Consider the following 21,483-nt stretch of genomic DNA (forward strand, 5'->3'; position numbering starts at 1 on the left):
ACGGATACCTAATGATGAAAAAAAAATATATTTACCCCCTATTGCTATTATTCTTTGCTGTTGCCTTTTGGCTTGTTGAGAACTTTTATGTTGTTGATACTTATGGGAGCGATGCTGCAACTCAAGGACCCAAAGGGAAAATCGAGCTGCTTTTGCCAACTTCAACGACAGGCATGGTGGTGCACCATGATTATTATTCCCTGTCCTATCATGAACGCTTCGAACAGGCCGAATGGGTGGCCTATGAGCTCACCAAGGCCCATCTGACCTATGATGACCGTAAGCGCCCCTATTTTATTGAAGACCCATTGGTTTCCACTAAATCTGCAGATTGGAAAAATTACAGGGGCTCTGGTTTTGATAGGGGACATTTGTGCCCTGCGGGCGATATGCGATTTTCAGAATCGGCCTATAACCAAACCTTTTATACCAGTAATATTAGTCCGCAAGAGAACGCTTTCAATGGTGGTATATGGAATAGATTGGAACAGAAAGTAAGGTACTGGACCAAGCGCTATACCTCTGTATTTGTAGTTACGGGTGGTATATTGGAAAGTGGCCTGCCACAGATCGGTGATGAGGAGGTGGCGGTTCCCAATTATTTTTATAAAGTGGTTGCCAAGGGCGATATTGACAATTTGCAAGTGGTGGCCTTTCTTATGCCCCACAAAGAAAGTAGTCTCCCTTTGGAGCGGTTTTTGGTGCCATTGGATAGCCTGGAGAGGCTTACCGGAATAGATTTCTTCGCTCAGCTACCCGATGCACAGGAAGCTATGTTTGAGAAAGGTGTCAATTTAGAGGGATGGGAATTTTAGTTCCACTCGTTCAATCTGTTCGAATCGAGCTTTAAGAAAATAAATAAAAGCGCAGTAAAAAATAAGAGGCCAGATCCGCCGTAACTGAAAAACGGCAATGGAATTCCAATAGTGGGCAAAACGCCTATAACCATCCCAATATTGATAAAATAGTGGATCAGGAGTACAGAGATGATACCATAGCCGTACATTCGGCTAAACCCACTCTTTTGCCGTTCTGAAAGGTAAACCAAACGGAGAAATAGTGCGGTAAATAAAATGATGACAATGGAGGTTCCTAGAAAACCCCATTCTTCCCCAACGGTACTAAAAATATAATCGGTATGTTGCTCTGGAACGAAATCACCCTTGGTTCTGGTTCCCTCCATAAATCCCTTGCCGAAAAACCCTCCGGATTCGATGGCTTTTTCCGATTGATAGGTATTATATCCTATCGTTTTTTTGATCTCCTCCAATTTTTGAGGGTCTTTTTCCAAACGGAGCCATAGACTGAAACGATCCCTATGCCGTTGTTCGAATACTGTATTGAAAACAAAGTTTACCGAAAGGGAAAATGCAATGGCAATTACAAAAAACGTTAGGATGGGAACAAATGGAACCTTAAAGGATTTCTTTTTCAACAAAAAGAACAAGGCTATGATAATACCCAGTACAATACCTACCCACGCTGTTCCGAACATCAAGGTGGTTACAAAGATCAAGAGCAATAAAAAAAGGATGGTCAGGTAATAAAGTGGGAGTCCTTCACGGAACATCACAAAAATCAATGCAAAGAAGACCAGGGCGCTTCCGGGGTCCGGTTGTGGGATCACTAGGATGGCCGGTATTAAGATGATCAAAAAGGCGTAAAATTGGTCTTTGCCCCGTTTTATGTCGGTCTGTATGTCACTTAAATATTTGGCCAGCGCCAACGCTGCGCCCACTTTTGCCAATTCCGAGGGTTGTAGGTTAAAGAAACCCAGATCGTACCAAGAAGTTGCGCCGGCAATGGTCTTTCCAAATACGAAAAGCCCTACCAATAGGATTAAGGATATGATATAGATCACGCTGGAAAAGCGCTCGTAAAAATCGGCCTCAATACCTAGTAAAAGTACAATGGAAAAAATGCTCACTATAATAAAGAACAACTGTTTGCCATACAAGGTCCCAAAATCCAAAAGGGCCTTGTTTTCTTCAGAATAGGTGCTGGAATAGATGTTGATCCAACCAATTCCTACCAGTAGGAAATAGATTAAAACGGTCAACCAATCTATTCGCTTTAAAATGCTTTTACCAGACACGCTCGTTTATTCTAAAAGGTTGGCCACTATGGGGTTTTGCATATTCTGCCTCCAAGGTTTTTTCTAACATCCTTTTTTCCAGATCCTTTCTGGTAATTTCTCCTTTGAGGTACTTTTCGATCAATAGGGAGGCGATATGTCCGGCATAGCGCGCACCGTAATAACCGTGTTCAATATAAACGGCTATGGCGATCTTTGGATTTTCAACTGGTGCAAAGGCGATGAAAACGGAATGATCGGTGAGCTGAGTTTTCACGCCATTTATTCGGGTGAAGTTCTCCACGGTTCCGGTCTTGCCCGCAATATCAATGCCCGGAATTTGAAGCCTGCTGGCCGTTCCCTGGGTGTAAACCATAGCCATTCCATGGACAACCGGATCAAAGTGTTGCTTGTCGATGGTAGTGTGCTTGGCTTCTGTGAATTCAGGGATGCTGATGTCCTTGTTTTCAATTTTTTTGAGCACGTGAGGAGTATAGTAAAAACCTCTGTTGGCAATGGCAGCCGTCATATTGGCCAATTGGATAGGGGTTGCGGATACCTCTCCCTGGCCAATGGAATTGGAGATGATGTAGGAGGAAGACCATCTATTGTCGCCGTACCATTTGTCATAGTACTCCTTACTGGGGATTCTGCCCCTTTTTCCAGTCGGGAGGTCATAGCCTAGAAAATCTCCCAAGCCAAAACTTTTCATGTGTTCTTCCCAAACATCCATTCCTTGATCGGTGGTGGGGAACTGCTCATATATTTTCCGGAAAGTCCCAGCGAAATAGGCATTGCAAGAATTGTAAATACCTGCGGTCATATCCCTTAATCCACCTCCGCAATGGCATCCCCTTTTTGTGCTGCCCACATAGAATCCATTGTAGCACATAATTCTGGTATCGGGGGTAATGGCCCCTTCTTGCAGGGCAACCAAGGCATTCAATATTTTAAAAGGAGAACCTGGAGAGGTTTCAGCCAAGAGACTACGGTCATAGGTGGGTTTGGCAATGGAATCGTAATATAGCTCGGTGTAGTTTTTGGATCTTTCACGTCCAACCAATAGGGCAGGATCATAGGTAGGTCCCGATATAAGCGCCAAAATCTCCCCAGAACTGGGTTCTATGGCTACAATACCTCCGTGTTTGCCCTGCATTAAAAGCTCACCGTATTCCTGGAGCTTCTTGTCCAACGTCACATGGATTTCTTTGCCCTGTTCGGGCAAGGTATCCATCATTCCATTTTTATAAGGTCCTATATCCCGGTTAAAACGGTCTTTTTGAATATATTTCACACCTTTTTTGCCTCTCAGGATATCTTCGTATTCTTTTTCAATCCCGGTTTTTCCCAAAAGTTCCCCTTGTTTGTAATAGGGGTTGTTGGCCAAGTCGCGCTCGTTTACTTCGCTGATATAACCCAATACGTTGGCACCACTGTTGGTAGCATAATAGCGCAACGATCTTTTTTGGATATAGAATCCGTCATACTTTCTCATCTTTTCTTGAAGACGGGCATAGTCTTCCTTTGACAATTGATGAACCAGCACGGACGGAAGTCGCGGAGAGTATATTTTGGCCTTATTTAAATTCTTGATAAAGGTCTCTTTGTCCAGTCCCAATAGGTTGCAAAACTCCAGTGTATCCAATGGTTTTACATCCTTGGGAATGACCATGACATCATAGGCAGGCTGATTGGCCACCAACAATTCCCCATTCCTGTCGTAGATATAGCCTCTTTCCGGGTAATCATAGATGGCTTTCACCGCAACATCCTCAGACACCTTTTCTCCGGGACTGTTAAATACCTGGAGATAGGAAAGTCGGCCGATGAAGGTGATTCCTATGATGATGATAATGGCGGAAAGAAGAAACTTATTCATTCTTTTTTGTACTAACTAGTGAACTTACCAATAGGCATACCAAAAGCGACACTGCGCTGGTGGTTGCTATTTTTTTCAAAATTACCAGTAAATTGGAGAAACTGAAAATTTCGAGTGAAAAGTATACTATATGGTGCAATAATATTAATAACGCTAGAAATGTAATTTGTTGTGCCCTAGTGCTATTGGAAAGTTTAAAACTCTGAAACTCGTAGTTTACCCCAAAGCAAAAACGCATGATGGTTGGTCTAAAATAGGCTATGGTTATTATGGCTGCCGAATGCAGGGCCATGGTGTCCGAAAAGAGATCGATCATGAGACCCATGAAGAAGCTTATCACTAAGAAAAGCGACCTGTTTTCCTTGATCGGGTACCAGTATATAAATAGAATATAAACCATTGGATTTATATATCCAAAGAAATTAAGGTGATTGAACACGAGTACCTGAAAAAAAACAAGCAGCAAAAACCGAACGATATTTATGAAATAATATTTACTTGCCATTTTCTATCTCAGATTCCAATTGTAATATTTCTGGTCTTGTCGTATTGTTGATGATATACACGTTCTTGATATTGGTCATATCATTGAAAAGGTCCACATCTATACTGTAATAGCTCTTGGAGGTGGTAAGGTCAAAGGCTTTAATGGTCCCTATGGGAATATTTTCAGGAAATATACTGGAGCTTGCCCCGGTAACTATGGTGTCACCGATTTTTAAGGGTACCAATCTGGGGATATCCACCAATTGTACCACATTGAATTTCTTGGTGTTCCATACCAAGGAGCCAAAACGTTCGGTGTTCTTGATTTTGGCATTGATATTGGATTTGGTATTCAGGATACTCTGTACGATGGCAAAATTGTCAGAAGTCCTTTCAATGATGCCCAATATACCTGTGGAGGTAATAACGCCCATGTCCTGCTTCAACCCATCTTTTTTTCCTTTGTTGATGGTGATGTAGTTTCTTGGGTTGGCAAAGCTGTTTTTGATCACCCTTGCGGATGTTACCACATAAGTGCTACTGGTGGAATCCAATTCAATTGCCTCAGGAACTTTCAGATTAAAAAGTATGCTTTTTAGTTTCCTGTTCTCTTCCAAGAGTTGCTGATTTTCCGTGCCTAGACCAAAGTAGGAGGTAAAGTTGTTGGTGGTTTGATAAATGCCACCAGTAAAACTGTTCGCAGAATTAAAAAATCTCGACTTGTGAAAGGAATGTGATTGTATGGTAAGGGCAAAGGCAACTGTCAACAACAAGACATAAAGCAATGAGGTTTTATATCTTATTATAAATCGAATAATCTGTTGCATTCACTTTAGCTATTTTGGTGGGTTACAAATATGACGATCCACTTAGGGTGTGCCTAATGAAATATTGACCTGGGTGCGCTGATTGCGAATTTTATTTGATCAGGATACTTTTGTATCGTTCCAAATTTTTCAGTGCAATCCCTGTTCCACGTACTACGGCCCGCAATGGATCTTCGGCAATGTAAACCGGTAAATCTGTTTTTTGGGACAATCTTCTGTCCAATCCTCTAAGCATGGAACCCCCACCGGCCAAGTAAATCCCGGTGTTATAGATATCTGCCGCCAATTCTGGTGGGGTTTGTGATAAGGTTTCCATAACAGCGTCCTCTACTCTTAAAATGGACTTGTCCAATGCTTTCGCTATCTCTCTATACGAGACTTGTACCTGTTTTGGTTTTCCTGTCAATAAATCCCTTCCTTGAACCGACATGTCCTCAGGTGGTGTCTGAAGGTCTTCCGTAGCCGAACCGATTGTTATTTTGATATTCTCAGCCGTACTCTCTCCTACATAAAGGTTGTGTTGGGTACGCATGTAATAGATAATGTCATTGGTGAAGACGTCACCCGCTATCTTTACGGATTTATCACAAACGATACCTCCAAGAGCGATAACTGCAATTTCTGTCGTACCACCCCCTATATCAACGATCATGTTACCTTTTGGTTGCATAATATCCAAACCGATACCAATAGCTGCTGCCATAGGTTCGTGGATCAGATAAACTTCCTTCCCGTTCACACGTTCCGCAGATTCCTTAACCGCACGCATCTCTACCTCGGTAATTCCGGAGGGAATACAGATGACCATACGCAATGCCGGTGGAAACCACTTTTTCTTCAGGGCAGGGATATTCTTGATGAACATATTGATCATCTTTTCCGAAGCGTCAAAATCTGCAATAACCCCATCTTTCAAAGGGCGAATGGTTTTGATGTTCTCATGGGTTTTTCCTTGCATCATGTTGGCTTCCTTGCCAACTGCAATTATTTTACCGCTGATCCTATCTCTAGCAACTATAGATGGACTGTCAACGACTACTTTGTCGTTATGAATTATAAGGGTGTTCGCCGTTCCTAAATCTATGGCTATCTCCTCGGTCAAGAAATCAAAAAATCCCATTTCTACAAGTTTGGTTTCGGATTAAATGTAAGTTTTATCGGTAAAAGTAACAAAATTAATGTTTAAAATGTCTTGTGCCGGTCATTACCATGGCGATTCCATTTTCATTGCAATAATCTATACTCAATTGGTCCTTGATGGAACCACCGGGCTGGATGACACTTTGGATACCGCTATTGCCCGCAATCTCAACGCAGTCGGGGAATGGGAAGAATGCGTCGCTCGCCATAACCGCTCCGTTAAGATCAAAATTGAAAGATTGTGCCTTGTGGATGGCCTGGTTCAAAGCATCTACCCTAGAGGTCTGTCCGGTTCCACTGGCCAATAATTGTTTGCCCTTTGCCAAGACAATGGTGTTGGATTTGGTGTGCTTGCATATTTTGGAAGCGAAAATCAAATCTTCCAGCTCATCGGCAGATGGTTTTTTATCCGTTGCATGGGTCAAGCCTTCAATAGCATCGGTAATATTGTCCCTTCCCTGTACCAAGATCCCATTCAAGCAGGTGCGTACCATGGTTTCGGGAAGCTCGATATCGTTCTGAATCAAAATGATCCTGTTTTTCTTTCCTTGCAATATCTCCAATGCGTCTGCAGCATAGGACGGCGCAATTACAACCTCGCAGAACAATTGATGTATTTCTTCAGCCGTTGCTTTGTCTATTTCCTTGTTGCTGATCAAAACACCTCCAAAGGCAGACACAGGGTCCCCGGCCAAAGCGTCTATATATGCTTGGTGAAGGGTATCCCGCATCGCAAGGCCACAGGCATTGTTGTGTTTTAATATCGCAAAGGTTGGAGCATCATTTTTAAATTCATTCATAAGGTTGACGGCTGCATCAACATCCAATAGGTTGTTGTAAGACAGTTCCTTGCCGTGAACCTTGTTGAACATGGCATCAAAATCGCCAAAGAAAAATCCTTTTTGGTGGGGGTTTTCGCCATAGCGCAGAACCTGACCATTGGGTTCGCTTATTTTTAATACCGCTTCCTCCTGGTTTTTGTTGAAATAGTTGAAGATGGCCGTGTCGTAATGAGAAGAAACATTAAAGGATTTGGCTGCAAATCGCTTTCGGTCTTCCAAAGTGGTGCTGCCATTTCCTTTGGTGATCAGCTCCAAGACCTCGCTATAATCTTCCATGGAGGACACACAGAGGACGTCCTTGAAGTTTTTGGCAGCCGCCCTGATCAAGGAAATGCCACCTATGTCGATTTTTTCTATGATATCTTGTTCCGAGGCGCCACTGGCAACCGTCTTTTCAAAAGGATAAAGGTCTACAATAACAATATCCAATTGGGGAATATCAAATTCCTTCAGCTGTGCCTGGTCTCCGTCATGATCCTGTCTGTTCAGGATACCTCCAAAAACTTTTGGGTGCAAGGTTTTTACCCTACCTCCCAAGATGGAAGGATAACTGGTTACATCCTCAACGGGTACCACATCAATCCCCAATTCTTTGATGAACTTTTCGGTTCCTCCGGTGGAGTAAATGGTGATTCCAAGTTCATTGAATTTTTGTACTATGGGCGCTAGACCGTCTTTGTGGAATACAGAAATTAGGGCCGAAGTTGCTTTTTTTGTGGTACTCATCTTGTGTGTGCTTATCTAAAGAAATTAATAAGGACACAAAAGTAGTTTATTACCTTTAAAAAAGGGGGCAGGTTATCAACAAAACAATCAAAGTTTTAAAGAATTTTGGCCACCTGTTCATTAATGAATTCCAAAAAGCGCTCATCTTCCGCTGTAAATGGGTCCGGGGTGTTGGAATCGATGTCTATTTGACCAACGTTTTCACCATTGACGAACAGGGGAACAACTATTTCGGCCTTAACGGTTATGCTGCAGGCAATGTAGTTATCCTGGGCCATAACATCGGGGACCACAAAATTTTGATTGGAAACGGCCACTTGACCGCATATGCCTTTTCCGAAGGGAATTATGGTATGGTCTGTATGGGCACCAGCATAGGGTCCAAGTTTTAATTCATTCTTATCCCCATTTTTAAAGTAAAATCCAACCCAGTCGTAATAGGTGACGTTTTCTTTTAAAAGGTCACATATTTGCTGCAGTTTGGTGTCTTTGTCTGCAGTGGCGTTATCAAGAATGGATAAAACTTGTGGTCTTAAAGTGGCTAACATGGGCATAATTTTTTGCAAAAATATTCAAATAGATCTACTAGGTCGCCTTTTTTGTCCAAAAATTACAAAGGGTGAACCGGTAAAATTTAGTTAATAATATACTGCATTTCATGCATCATCCGTTTATTTTGTATTTTCGCGTCCATGAAATCCATATTTCAAAAGGTTTTTTCCATATTCATGGCACTCTTGGTGCTGGCTTCCACGGTCTCATGGACCATTGGAATGCATTATTGTGGAAAATCTTTGGTGGATATTGCTTTGTTTGACCATGCCGATAAATGTGGTATGGATTCGGCTACCAATGATGGTTCGGGATATTCCGAATTGAGGCAAATGTCCTGCTGTGCAGATACATTGGCAGTAATTATTGGTCATGACGATCTTGTATCTTCACAAATTGATATTTCCAAGGTACAACAGCATTTTATAGCTGTTCCCATTGCGGCTTTTACCCTGTTCAATGAGACGGTAATACGGGAAAAATCCTATGACAATTATATCCCCCCGAAACTGGTCCGGGACGTTCAGCTTTTGGACCAAGTTTTTTTAATCTGATTTTTTTAATAACTGTATTTGCCTTCCAATCCGATTGGAAAGTTAGAGGGAATCGCGCGACTTCTAAGGTCGATTCCGTTTTATAATTATTAAAAAAATGAAATGAAATACTGTTTATTTATATTGCTGTTCCTACCAATCATAACCATCTCCCAAGAGAAGGTGGAAGGTATGATCATGGAGGCCAATGAGGGCAAGAAGCACATGGGCCTTTCGGGTGCCAATGTCTATTGGATGAATTCCCAGATTGGTACCATGACCAATGACGATGGGTTGTTCTCCATCCCATTCTCCAAAGAATACAATAAGTTGATCATTAGCTATGTTGGTTTTAAGACCGATACCCTAACGGTCAATGCACCAAAAATGCTGCACCATGCCCTGCAGCCATCCAATATGCTGAATGAAGTGGTTGTGGAGCAAAAGAGGGATGCCCTCCAAAAAACATTCTTTAGTGCGCAGAACGTAGTGACTGTCAATAGTGCGGAACTGCTCAAGGCTGCCTGTTGTAACCTCTCCGAAAGTTTTGAGACCAATCCGTCCATTGATGTGAATTTCACAGATGCGCTTACGGGTACCAAACAAATACAAATGTTGGGACTTACCAGTCCCTATCTGCTCATTACCCAGGAGAATATACCCATGGTACGTGGGGCATCCCAGGCATATGGCCTTACGTTCACCCCGGGCACATGGGTGGAGAGCATTCAGATCACCAAAGGTGCAGGGAGTGTCGTGAACGGTTACGAAAGTATTTCTGGACAGATCAATACCGAATTGGTAAAACCCTTGACCGACAGTGGACTTTTTGTAAACGGCTATACGGCACTGAACGGAAGATATGAGCTCAATACCCATGTCAATAGGAAGCTTACCGATAAATGGAGTACCGGTCTGTATCTTCATGGCAACCTGAGAAATTCCAATGTGGATGATAATGGTGATGGATTTTTGGATGTTCCCTTGGCCAATCAGATCAATGTGATGAACCGTTGGCAATATCAAAACCCGGAAACTGGATTTATCACCTTTATGAACGTTCGCTTCTTAAATGATGAAAAGCAGGTGGGACAGACCAGTTTTGACCCGGATTCGGATAAGTTCAGTACCAATGCCTGGGGCGGGGAAATAGATACACGTCGTTTTGATGCTTCCGTAAAGTTGGGTTATGTGTTTCCGGAGCTGCCCTTTCAGAGTTTTGGGTTTCAGGCTTCTTACAGCATGCACAAACAAGAATCCTATTACGGTTTCAATCAATACGACATAGACCATCACAGTCTTTATTCCAATGCCATCTTCAATTCCATCTTGGGAAGTACACAGCACAAATTCAAGACAGGGCTTACCCTGGCGTTGGATACCTATGATGAGTTTGTAAATACCCAGGATTTTGGACGTACGGACAATTCTTTGGGTGCCTTTTTTGAGTACAGCTATGATAATTTGGAGAAATTGAGTTTGGTGGCCGGTTTACGTGTGGATACGCACAATAGATTGGGGACCTTTGTCACTCCAAGATTGCACCTGCGATATACCCCTTGGGAAAATTCGAGTTTTAGAGGTTCCTTTGGTAGGGGAAGAAGGGCAGCCAATATTTTTGCGGAAAACCAACAACTATTTGGTTCTTCCAGACTAATTAGTATTGATAACATGGGAGGAGAGATCTATGGACTTGACCCCGAAGTGGCCTGGAATTATGGCGTGAGCTATTTGCAGGGCTTCAATCTGTTCAATAGGCAGGGGAATATTACGTTGGATTATTATCGCACCGATTTTGAAAACCAAGTGGTTGTAGATTGGGAAAACCCCCAAGAAATTTCTTTCTACAATTTGGATGGAAAAAGTTACGCCAACAGTTTTCAGGTGGAGCTGGATTATGAATTGGTAAAGAATGTGGAGATACGCGCTGCCTATAAGAATTATGATGTGCAGACCGACTATAATTCTGGAAGGCTCCAAAAACCCTTACAGGCCAAGAACAGATTTTTTGCAAACATAGGATATACCACCGTTCCCAAAGAAAATGGGTCGCAATGGCGATTTGATTATACGTTGCATGCCGTAGGAGAACAGCGCCTTCCCAATACTTCAGCAAATCCATCTGAATATCAAATGGAGGCCACTGCGGCGCCTTACAGTTTGATGAATGCTCAAGTGACCAAGGTGTTCTCCCAACATTTTGAAATGTATGTGGGTGGGGAGAATTTAACTAATTTTATGCAGGATAAACCAATTTTGGGGGCAGATGACCCTTTTGGCCCCTATTTTGATACAAGTATTGTATATGCCCCCATAATGGGGAGCATGTATTATGCAGGTTTTAGATATAAATTATAATTACGCAATTGGGTCTCTTTTGATATAGGGGCCTAATTTTAACTTTAACAATTAGAATCATGAAAAAAGGAATTTTAGCAATGGCAATGTTATGTTTCTCCTTGGCGACCTTCGCTCAGGACAAGAATAAGAAATTGACCATGGAAGTTGATGGGAAATGTGAGATGTGCAAAATGCGTATCGAAAAGGCAGCTCTGGGCGTGCCCGGGGTAAAGTATGCCACATGGGATATCCCTTCACACCAATTGTCCCTGATCATGGATGAGCGAAAGACCAATGCCATGAAGGTAAAAACTGCGATAGTGGCAGTAGGCCATGATACCAAGGAGCTGAAGGCAACCCAGGAATCTTATGACCAGGTGCATCCCTGTTGCCGTTACCGTGAGGACAATTCGGACGATAGTAAAAAGCATTAAAACAAAAAAACGCTCTGGATTCCAGAGCGTTTTTTTTTATATATCCGATGTGTTCACCATTACATCATTCCTGGCATACCGCCACCCATTGGTGGACCTGCAGGAGCATCTTCCTTAATGTCTGTCAAAGCACATTCTGTGGTCAAGATCATTCCGGCAACAGAAGCGGCATTTTCCAACGCAACCCTTGTCACTTTCTTGGGATCTATGATACCTGCTTTAAGCATGTCTACATAAGTTTCGGACTTGGCATCGTAACCGAAGTGACCTTTGCCTTCCAATACTTTTGCTACAACTACTGAGCCTTCACCACCTGCGTTTTCTACGATGGTTCTCAAAGGAGCCTCTATAGCTCTTGCAACAATCTGCAATCCTGTTTCTTCGTCTGCATTTTCTGCCTTTATGGAAGCGAGAACTGCTTTGGCGCGTACTAGGGCAACACCACCACCGGCAACAATACCTTCTTCAACTGCTGCTCTTGTGGCGTGTAGGGCATCATCCACACGGTCTTTTTTCTCCTTCATCTCCACTTCAGAGGCGGCACCTACATAAAGTACTGCAACACCACCGGCCAATTTGGCCAAACGCTCTTGAAGCTTCTCTTTGTCGTAATCAGATGTAGTGCTCTCAATCTGAGATTTGATCTGGTTTACCCTTGTTTTGATGTCACTTGCATTACCAGCACCGTTGACAACAGTTGTGTTGTCCTTGTCTATGGTCACTTTTTCACAAGTACCCAACATATCCAAAGTGGCGTTCTCCAATGAGAAACCTCTTTCTTCAGAAATAACGGTTCCGCCGGTCAAGATAGCGATGTCTTCCAACATGGCTTTTCTCCTATCTCCAAAACCTGGAGCTTTAACAGCCGCAATCTTTAGGGAACCTCTCAATTTGTTCACCACCAAAGTAGCCAACGCCTCTCCGTCAACATCTTCAGCAACGATCAAGAGCGGTTTGCCTGACTGGGCTACTGGTTCCAATACAGGAAGAAGATCCTTCATGGAAGAAATTTTCTTATCGAACAATAGAATGTACGGGTTCTCCAAGTTGGTCATCATCTTTTCAGAATCTGTTACAAAATATGGAGAAAGGTACCCTCTGTCAAATTGCATACCTTCCACAACATCTACATAGGTATCTGTTCCTTTGGCTTCCTCTACGGTGATAACACCTTCTTTTCCTACCTTACCGAATGCTTGGGCAATTAACTCCCCAATAGTATCGTCGTTGTTGGCGGAAATAGAAGCTACTTGTTTTATTTTTTCAGAAGAATCGCCGACTTTTTTGGTCTGCTTGGCCAAATCGGCAACGATGGACTCAACAGCCTTGTCTATACCTCTTTTAAGATCCATTGGATTGGCACCAGCGGCTACGTTCTTTAAACCTTCTTTAACGATGGCTTGAGCAAGTACGGTTGCCGTTGTTGTACCGTCACCTGCAAGATCGTTGGTTTTGGAAGCAACTTCCTTAACCATTTGTGCACCCATGTTCTCAAGGGGGTCTACCAATTCTATTTCTTTTGCAACGGTAACACCATCCTTGGTCACCATAGGGGCTCCAAAGGATTTGCTGATGATAACGTTTCTACCTTTAGGGCCTAAGGTAACTTTTACCGCATTTGCCAAAGCGTCTACACCTCTTTTTAGGCCATCACGTGCTTCAATATCAAATTTTATATCTTTTGCCATTTTCTTAGTTGTTTTTTTTGATTAAATAATTGCAAAAATGTCACTTTCGCGCATGATAAGGTAATCCTTACCTTCCAATTTTAATTCTGTGCCGGCATACTTTCCGTAAAGAACCGTATCACCCACCTTTACTGTTATCTTGTCGTCTTTAGTTCCTGGACCAACGGCCACTACCTTGCCTTGTTGTGGTTTTTCCTTTGCAGTCTCCGGAATGTATATTCCCGAAGCAGTTTTTGTTTCAGCAGCCATAGGCTCTATAAGAACCCTATCCGCTAATGGTTTAATGTTAACTTTAGACATATTTTTAGTTTTTAAATTTTAATTTCTGGTTACCATAAGGCAGAAATTATGCCATTGGTGTAAAACTGACATATTGTAAAACAAAAATGCCAGCTTGTCATTCAGGCTGGCATTTTTAGTATGTTATATCGTGTATTTTATTCCTCGTTATTCACAGGAGCAGCTTCGTCCGTTGTTGGTAAAGCTTCCGGTAGACTTTCTGGAACCGTTGTTTCTATGTCATCACCTTGTAATAACTTGGATTCGTTGGTTCCCAAACTGCCTTTTAAGGCCACATTGGACAATAGGATCAGAACAATCAATAAGGTTGCCAAAGTCCAGGTACTCTTGTCCAAGAAGTCTCCCGTCTTTTTAACGCCACCAACTACTTGGTTTCCACCGCCACCAAAAGATGAAGATAGTCCGCCTCCTTTAGGGTTTTGTACCATAATAACCAACACCAATAGTAGGCAAACAACAATGATAAGAATCAGGAAAATTGAAAATGTACTCATTATATTATTAGTTTTCTTTTTGTATTTTCTCTACCGTTTTTATTCGGTCAGCAAAGAAACTACTTTTTTCTGGATATTTCAAACTTAAAATTTTGTAAGCCTGTATTGCTTTCTTGTACTTTTTTTGCTCTAAATATACTTTTGCCAAGGTCTCTGTCATGAGTTCATTCTTGTCCATTTTCAAGGACTCTGAAATATCTACCTTATCTATCTTCTCCTTGGGAACAATTTTGGGGTTGTTTTCGATGAACTTGTCAATGAGGTCAAATTTCTTCCTTTTGGCCAGATCTTCGATCTCTTCGGTAGGTTCGTCTGCCTCCTTGTACGCTTTGGTTTGGTCTTCCTCCTTTTTATGGGGTTCTCTCTCAATGGGGGTGGCCGAAGTCAGTTGAAGCCATTCCGTAAAGGAGTATTTTTCTTTTTTTGTAAATGGTAGGGGCTTGCCAATTTCCAATTCTTTTTCGGCCTCTTTTCTCGCATCGGCGATGGCCTGGTCCACATGGGGGTCCATGGACTTAAATAGGGCGGGGTCCAATATCTGCTCTGCTTCCTTTACGTTCTGTGGCAATGGTTTGTCCTCGGAACGGTCATTGAGCAGGGTTTCAATAGGGGTGTCGGCAGCCACTTCTTCTGCGACAATCTCATGCTCCTTAATGGATAGGCTCCTCCCCGAAATTGAATCGGCAATGGCATTTTGGAGAAAATCCCTGGAAGTGATAAAATCAAAAAGTACATCCCTGTCCGTGGTATGGGCAGCGGTGATTTTCAGGGCATTGTTGAATTTGAAACTGTTCAGATTCTTAAGGCCTTTTAAATGAATGGCCCTGGCCGCCTGAAAATAGGGGTACTCTTCAATGATGTCCTCCAAATGCTTTGTCTGCACGGGAGAAACCACTTTGTTTGGATGTTGCAATAAAAATGTAAAATCCGATACGTTCATACCTATCTACCAATCTGCTAAGGATGCATTAAAAATATCTTGGGTTATCCTTTCAAAGATAACTTCATGTGCCTCGCCTTTTACACTATCCAATAGGGTGTTGGCATCATAATCATAAAAGAACGAAAAATTCTTCTCAAAATCAGCATCTTCTTTGGTCTTATTGAAGAACCTGACCTTTACCCCAATGGTGAGCCTGTTCTGAGCGGCCGTCTGATTGGAGGTTGCTGTCATGGGTGCAACCCGATATTCAATGATTTCACCTTCGTAGGTCAAATCGCCACCGGTGGTGACCAGGTCAAGACTGGTCTGGTTCAGTATGAGATCTTGCAGTGCCAAGGTAAAATCCCTGTCCAGATTGGGTTCAATGGTGGATCCGGGGCTTTGTGCCGCATAATTCTGAAAGTAGTTAACCTGAAAGGTCTTGGCGGTTCCTACGTTTCCCCCGGTAAAGTTGTACACGCCACATCCCTGCAGGGTGAACATAACCGTAAGGATCACCGCTATATTTTTTATTCTGGTCATATTATAGATTGTATTGTTTGATCTTGCGGTACAGGGTCCGCTCCGATATACCCAACTCCGCTGCAGCGGCTTTGCGTTTGCCCTTGTTGCGCTCCAATGATTTTTTGATCAATTCAATTTCCTTTTCATGTAAAGATAGGGTTTCCTCTTCTTCTATTTCTTCTGCAAAATGATACTTGTCCTCTTGAACGGATTTAGGGCTAGGGGTGGGACTTTCCATTTTTGGTTCGGGAAGGCTCAACACCTCCAGCTCACTGCTCTGTTCCTCCGCTTCCGAATAGTCCTCACTGTCGTCCTTTCCGTATATTTTACGGATCAGGTTCTCGTTCTCTTCCTGCACTTTTTCCGTGTCATTGTTCTTTAAAAGTTCCAGGGTCAATTTTTTCAGATCGTTCAGGTCGCCCTTCATATCAAACAACACTTTGTAGAGTATTTCGCGTTCGTTGCTGAACTCACTCTCCTTGCGTTCCTGTTTGATGACCGCAGGTAAATTGGATCCACTGGCATTGGGAAGGTAACCGTTCAATGTAGCAAAATTAATGGATCTCTGCTCCTCCAATACCGAGATTTGCTCGGCTATGTTCCGCAACTGTCGGATGTTGCCAGGCCAGCGGTATTTTAATAGGAGCTCAACGGCATCCTCCTCTAGGCGGATGGTGGGCATTTTATATTTCTGTCCGAAGTCGGATGCAAATTTTCTGAACAATAAATGGATGTCATCCTTTCTGTCCCGTAACGGGGGAATGTTGATTTCAACCGTACTTAACCTATAATAAAGGTCCTCCCTGAATTTTTCCTTCTTGATCGCCTCAAACATGTTCACGTTGGTAGCGGCCACGATACGGACGTCCGTTTTTTGCACCTGTGAGGAACCTACTTTTAAAAACTCCCCATTTTCCAAGACCCTTAGGAGCCGCACCTGCGTGGTTAGGGGCAATTCCCCCACTTCATCCAAAAATATGGTCCCCCCATCGGCAACTTCGAAATACCCACTGCGGGTGGCGGTTGCCCCGGTGAAGGCTCCTTTTTCGTGTCCGAAAAGTTCACTGTCTATGGTGCCTTCTGGAATGGCTCCGCAGTTCACCGCAATATATTTGGCGTGTTTTCTATGGGACAGGGCGTGGATGATCTTTGGCATGGCTTCCTTTCCCACACCACTTTCACCAGTGACTAAAACGGAAATATCGGTAGGCGCTACTTGGATAGACTTTTCTATGGCCCTGTTGAGCTTAACATCGTTCCCGATGATTTCAAATCGTTGTTTTATGGCTTGTACCGATTCCATTGCTTTAGGTTCATTTAAGATATTGAACACCGTAAATACTGTTCCTCTCCTTGTTTATTGACTCTTTTCTAGTTGTTGTCACTGTAGCCCACAGCTTCCCCTATCAGGGTTGCTGAGGTGCAGGCATTGATTTTTACGTTTACAAAATCGCCCACCCTATAATTTCCTTTCGGAAAAACAACCACCGTACTTTGGGAATTTCTTCCCATCCAGTCCGATTCTGATTTTTTTGAAGTGCCTTCTATAAGTACCTCTTCAATTTTTCCCACATGCTGTTTGGTTCTAAAGTGGCCATGTTCTCTTTGAAGGGCAATGATTTCGGCCAGTCTTCTTTTTTTGACAGGCTCCGGTACGTCGTCCTCCATCTTTCGCTCGGCCAAGGTGCCCGGCCTTTCCGAATAGGCATACATATACCCAAAGTCGTACTTTACCTTTTCCATTAGGGACAAGGTGTCCTGGTGATCCTCCTCTGTTTCTGTCGGGAAACCTGAGATCATATCCTGGGAAATGGAACAGTCCGGGATTATCTGCCTTATATTGTCTATTAGTTCAAAGTATTCTTCCCTGGTATGCAATCTGTTCATTGCTTTTAGGATCCTATTGCTTCCGCTCTGTACCGGCAGGTGTATATAGTTGCATATATTTCTGTGCTTGGCCATCACACGAATCACATCCAAGGTCATATCCTGGGGGTTGGAGGTGGAAAAGCGTATTCTCAGCTTGGGTTGCGCAATGGCGACCATATCCAAAAGATTGGAGAAATTAACGGCAGTGGCCTTTTGCATCTCACTGGCGTTTTCAAAATCTTTTTTCAAGCCCCCGCCATACCATAGGTAGCTATCCACATTTTGTCCCAATAAGGTAACCTCTTTAAAGCCTTTGGAGCAGAGGTCGTTTACCTCCTCCAAGATTGATTGTGGGTCTCTACTGCGTTCGCGCCCCCTGGTAAAAGGAACAACACAGAAGGTGCACATATTGTCACACCCACGGGTAATGGACACAAAGGCTGAAACTCCGTTTGACTGAAGTCGCACTGGCGCAATATCCCCATAGGTTTCTTCTTTGGAAAGGATTACGTTTACGGCATTTCTGCCTTCATCAATTTCTTGAATCAGATTGGGAAGGTCCTTATAGGCATCGGGGCCTACCACCATATCCACTATTTTTTCCTCTTCCAAAAGCTTGGTTTTCAAACGTTCTGCCATACAGCCCAAGACCCCAACCTTCATCTGTGGCCTGTGTTTCTTCACGGCATTGAACTTTTCCAACCGCTTGCGAACCGTAAGCTCCGCTTTTTCTCTGATGGAACAGGTGTTCACTAGAACAAGGTCTGCTTCTTCTAGGTTATCCGTGGTGTTGAACCCTTCATTGGCCAGAATGGAAGCCACAATTTCACTGTCTGAAAAGTTCATGGCGCAGCCATAACTTTCTATGTAAAGATTGCGCTTGTTTTCCTGGTTTTTCGCTACGGAAAGGGGTGTTCCCTGAACCGCTTCGTCTATTGTCTTCTCCATGGTTTCGTAATTGCCTTTAACCCAAATAGGCGTGCAAAGATAGGATTAATTGAAGATTCGTGACAATTTGACAGTTAAATATTTATCAAAAATCGGTAGAAACCATCTGTCAATACCTGCATCGCTTGTCAGGTTTTGGTTAGTCCTTATTATATATGCGTTACAAGGGTCAAGGTTGTCTTTGTGCTTCTTCGAGGGCAGGTCCTTGTCATGGTGCTAGTGCACGTGGAATGAATAGTGCTGTTCTTCATGGGTCGTGGGGGTTAAGTTCCTTGAATTTAGAGTGATAAAAAGAACATAAAATAAGATCGGTAAGCTCGGTGAAAGGATGCTTTTTTTATATGTGACGCAAGGATAAAGCGTTAAATAAAAAAATTGATATACTTTTGTGGCAACAAAAAAGATTGAATGGCAAAGAATTTAGTAATTGTAGAGTCGCCTGCTAAAGCAAAAACAATAGAAAAATTTTTAGGGAAGGATTATAAGGTAGAGTCCAGCTTTGGACATATTGCCGATCTGCCCTCTAAGGAGTTGGGAGTTGACGTGGATAATGGTTTTAAACCAAAATATATTGTTGATAGCGATAAGAAGGCACTTGTCAAAAAACTAAAGGACCTGGCCCAAAAAGCAGATACCATTTGGTTGGCCAGTGATGAGGATAGAGAGGGGGAGGCCATATCTTGGCATTTGGCAGAAGAGCTAAATCTGGACAAGGCCAAGACCAAAAGGATTGTTTTCAACTCCATTACCAAGGCAGCCATTCAGCGGGCCATTGAAAATCCCCGCGAAATAAATTATGACCTGGTAAATGCCCAACAGGCCAGAAGGGTTTTGGATAGATTGGTAGGTTATGAGCTTTCGCCGGTTTTATGGAAAAAAATAAAGCCAGGACTATCAGCAGGTAGGGTGCAATCGGTAGCGGTTCGATTGATCGTAGAACGCGAAAGGGATATTGAAGCCTTTTCCCCCGGAGCATCCTTTAAGATTTCGGCGGTTTTTAAAACACAGGACGGAACTTCTTTTTCTGCCAAAATGAACAAGACCTTTTCTTCACAAGAAGAGGCCGAGGCATTTCTAAAACAAAATATAGGCGCCAATTTTAAAGTCGCCAATCTAGATAAAAAGCCTGCCAAAAAATCACCGGCAGCACCATTTACCACGTCAACCTTGCAGCAGGAGGCTTCCAGGAAGATCTATTTTTCGGTGGGCAAAACCATGCAGGTGGCCCAGCGCCTCTATGAGGCGGGATTGATCACCTATATGAGAACTGATAGTGTCAATCTTTCCAAAGAAGCATTGGCAGAAGCGAAAGATGCCATCATAAGTAATTATGGAAAGGAATACAGTACGGTAAGGAATTTTACGGGCAAGACCAAAGGGGCGCAGGAAGCCCACGAGGCCATTCGTCCTACAGATATGAAAATACAGTCGCCTTCCTTGGATCGCGACCAATCCAAACTTTACGATCTCATCTGGAAACGTACCCTGGCTTCCCAAATGAGCGATGCCCAATTGGAGCGTACCAATATCAAGATCAGTGCAAGTACCCACAATGACGAGTTCAGTGCCAACGGGGAGGTTATCAAGTTCGATGGTTTCCTTAAAGTGTATATGGAAGGGATCGATGATGAGGATATGGCGGAAGAACAGGATGGGATGTTGCCGGCCATGAAAGAAGGGGAAGCCCTGACCAATACCAATATCTCGGCCACAGAACGATTCTCGAGGGCACCTTATAGATATAGTGAAGCTTCCTTGGTGAAAAAATTAGAAGAGCTTGGTATAGGAAGACCATCTACCTATGCACCGACCATATCCACCATTCAGAACAGGGGATATGTTGAAAAAGGCTCCATTGAAGGTACAGAACGCAATTATGTACAACTGATCCTTAAGGGCGATAAGTTGACAGCGAAGAACCTAACGGAAAAAGTAGGTTCGGATAAAGGCAAGTTAGTGCCTACAGACATAGGAATGATCGTGACCGATTTCTTGGTGGGGCATTTCGCCAATATTTTGGATTACAACTTTACGGCCAAAGTAGAGGAGGATTTTGATGAGATTGCAGCAGGGGATGAGGATTGGCAAAAGGTGATGACGGAATTCTACAAGGATTTCCATCCGAATGTGATTGATGTTGAGGAAAATGCAGATCGCGCCAGTGGTGAGCGTATCTTGGGGAAAGATCCAAAATCGGGGAGACAGGTATCTGTCCGATTGGGGAGATTTGGACCTATGGTACAGATAGGCACCGTAGAAGAGGAAGAAAAGCCATTGTTCGCCAGCTTGTTGCCAGAACACTCCTTGAATACCATATCCTTTGAGGAAGCCATGGACCTTTTTAAACTTCCACGTAAGTTGGGTGTATACAAAGGGGAGGAAGTAGAAGCCAATGTAGGAAGGTTTGGCCCTTATGTGAAATACGGAAAAACATTTGTTTCCATGGCCCCTGGTGAGAGTGCATTGGACATCACTATGGAAAGGGCAGCAGAACTTATACAAGAGAAGGAAAAGGCAGATGCACCTATTGCCATGTACGAAGAAAAAGAGGTGACCAAGGGGACAGGACGATTTGGACCATTTATAAAATGGGACGGCATGTTCATCAACGTGAACAAAAAGTACGATTTTGACAATCTGTCCAAGGAAGACATCGCTGAACTGATAGAGGCCAAAAAGCAGAAAGAAATAGATAAATTAATCCAAGATTGGCCAGACGAGGGTATTCGTATAGAAAAGGCTAGATGGGGAAGGCACAATATTTTGAAGGGGAAGATCAAAGTTGAACTTTCCAAAGATGTTGATGCCACCAAAATTAGCTTGGAAGAGGCCAAGGCATTGATCGAGAAAAAAACACCCAAGAAAAAAACAAAATCAAAAGCAAAACCTAAAGCGAAGAAATAA

General features: G+C 43.0%; 19 protein-coding genes. 5 read left to right on the plus strand and 14 right to left on the minus strand.

Annotation, left to right across the window (positions count from 1 at the left end; translation table 11 throughout):
- Positions 1-11: 11 nt before the first annotated feature.
- Complete coding sequence (locus WAA86_RS10955; RefSeq protein ID WP_337301047.1) at positions 12-815, plus strand: DNA/RNA non-specific endonuclease; 804 nt, start codon at positions 12-14, stop codon at positions 813-815.
- Here the strand turns inward: WAA86_RS10955 and rodA are convergent.
- From rodA to WAA86_RS10990, 7 genes are all read right to left on the minus strand, one after another.
- A complete protein-coding gene (gene rodA, locus WAA86_RS10960) occupies positions 812-2,095 on the minus strand; it encodes a rod shape-determining protein RodA (protein WP_337301048.1) in 1,284 nt (427 codons plus the stop codon). The genes WAA86_RS10955 and rodA overlap by 4 nt on opposite strands.
- Positions 2,085-3,953 (minus strand): penicillin-binding protein 2, encoded by a 1,869-nt coding sequence (gene mrdA, locus WAA86_RS10965; protein ID WP_337301049.1) that lies wholly within the window; start codon positions 3,951-3,953, stop codon positions 2,085-2,087. The genes rodA and mrdA overlap by 11 nt, the downstream gene beginning before the upstream one ends.
- Positions 3,946-4,278 carry a hypothetical protein gene (locus tag WAA86_RS10970; protein ID WP_337301050.1) on the minus strand — a complete coding sequence of 111 codons (333 nt, stop codon included), beginning with the start codon at positions 4,276-4,278 and terminating at the stop codon, positions 3,946-3,948. The genes mrdA and WAA86_RS10970 overlap by 8 nt, the downstream gene beginning before the upstream one ends.
- A gap of 169 nt (positions 4,279-4,447) precedes the next feature.
- Positions 4,448-5,266, minus strand: coding sequence for a rod shape-determining protein MreC (mreC, locus tag WAA86_RS10975; protein WP_337301051.1), 819 nt, complete (start codon positions 5,264-5,266; stop codon positions 4,448-4,450).
- Positions 5,267-5,357: 91 nt separating this feature from the next.
- Positions 5,358-6,386 (minus strand): rod shape-determining protein, encoded by a 1,029-nt coding sequence (locus WAA86_RS10980; protein WP_337301052.1) that lies wholly within the window; start codon positions 6,384-6,386, stop codon positions 5,358-5,360.
- Positions 6,387-6,441: 55 nt separating this feature from the next.
- Positions 6,442-7,974: a bifunctional phosphoribosylaminoimidazolecarboxamide formyltransferase/IMP cyclohydrolase gene (gene purH / locus WAA86_RS10985; protein WP_337301053.1), complete on the minus strand. Its 1,533-nt coding sequence runs from the start codon at positions 7,972-7,974 to the stop codon at positions 6,442-6,444.
- Between the two features lie 95 nt (positions 7,975-8,069).
- Positions 8,070-8,522, minus strand: coding sequence for a GAF domain-containing protein (locus WAA86_RS10990; RefSeq protein WP_337301054.1), 453 nt, complete (start codon positions 8,520-8,522; stop codon positions 8,070-8,072).
- A gap of 144 nt (positions 8,523-8,666) precedes the next feature.
- On the opposite strand from WAA86_RS10990, the gene WAA86_RS10995 reads away from it, so the two are divergent.
- The 3 genes from WAA86_RS10995 (at position 8,667) to WAA86_RS11005 (ending at position 11,833) form a co-directional block, all read left to right on the plus strand.
- A complete protein-coding gene (locus WAA86_RS10995) occupies positions 8,667-9,080 on the plus strand; it encodes an HYC_CC_PP family protein (protein ID WP_337301055.1) in 414 nt (137 codons plus the stop codon).
- A gap of 102 nt (positions 9,081-9,182) precedes the next feature.
- Positions 9,183-11,417, plus strand: coding sequence for a TonB-dependent receptor (locus WAA86_RS11000; RefSeq protein ID WP_337301056.1), 2,235 nt, complete (start codon positions 9,183-9,185; stop codon positions 11,415-11,417).
- A 59-nt stretch (positions 11,418-11,476) separates the two neighbouring features.
- Positions 11,477-11,833 (plus strand): heavy-metal-associated domain-containing protein, encoded by a 357-nt coding sequence (locus WAA86_RS11005; protein WP_337301057.1) that lies wholly within the window; start codon positions 11,477-11,479, stop codon positions 11,831-11,833.
- 59 nt (positions 11,834-11,892) lie between these two features.
- On the opposite strand, the gene groL is transcribed toward WAA86_RS11005, so the two are convergent.
- The 7 genes from groL to miaB form a co-directional block, all read right to left on the minus strand.
- On the minus strand, positions 11,893-13,521 hold the full coding sequence (gene groL, locus WAA86_RS11010) for a chaperonin GroEL (protein WP_337301058.1): 1,629 nt from the start codon (positions 13,519-13,521) through the stop codon (positions 11,893-11,895).
- 21 nt (positions 13,522-13,542) lie between these two features.
- Complete coding sequence (locus WAA86_RS11015; RefSeq protein ID WP_337301059.1) at positions 13,543-13,821, minus strand: co-chaperone GroES; 279 nt, start codon at positions 13,819-13,821, stop codon at positions 13,543-13,545.
- A gap of 137 nt (positions 13,822-13,958) precedes the next feature.
- A complete protein-coding gene (gene secG / locus WAA86_RS11020; protein WP_337301060.1) occupies positions 13,959-14,315 on the minus strand; it encodes a preprotein translocase subunit SecG in 357 nt (118 codons plus the stop codon).
- 7 nt (positions 14,316-14,322) lie between these two features.
- Entirely contained in the window at positions 14,323-15,255 is a 933-nt protein-coding gene (locus WAA86_RS11025) for a hypothetical protein (RefSeq protein WP_337301061.1), read from the minus strand.
- Positions 15,256-15,261: 6 nt separating this feature from the next.
- Positions 15,262-15,780 carry an LptE family protein gene (locus WAA86_RS11030; RefSeq protein ID WP_337301062.1) on the minus strand — a complete coding sequence of 173 codons (519 nt, stop codon included), beginning with the start codon at positions 15,778-15,780 and terminating at the stop codon, positions 15,262-15,264.
- 1 nt (position 15,781) lies between these two features.
- Positions 15,782-17,065 (minus strand): sigma-54 interaction domain-containing protein, encoded by a 1,284-nt coding sequence (locus WAA86_RS11035; RefSeq protein ID WP_337301063.1) that lies wholly within the window; start codon positions 17,063-17,065, stop codon positions 15,782-15,784.
- A gap of 68 nt (positions 17,066-17,133) precedes the next feature.
- Positions 17,134-18,579 carry a tRNA (N6-isopentenyl adenosine(37)-C2)-methylthiotransferase MiaB gene (miaB, locus tag WAA86_RS11040; RefSeq protein WP_337301064.1) on the minus strand — a complete coding sequence of 482 codons (1,446 nt, stop codon included), beginning with the start codon at positions 18,577-18,579 and terminating at the stop codon, positions 17,134-17,136.
- Positions 18,580-18,987: 408 nt separating this feature from the next.
- Here miaB and topA point away from each other — a divergent pair, with 408 nt between their 5' ends.
- The gene (gene topA, locus WAA86_RS11045) at positions 18,988-21,483 is read left to right on the plus strand and encodes a type I DNA topoisomerase (protein WP_337301065.1); all 2,496 of its coding nucleotides are present in this window, start codon (positions 18,988-18,990) and stop codon (positions 21,481-21,483) included.

Source organism: Sediminicola sp. 1XM1-17 (assembly GCF_037203765.1).
Lineage (GTDB): Bacteria > Bacteroidota > Bacteroidia > Flavobacteriales > Flavobacteriaceae > Sediminicola.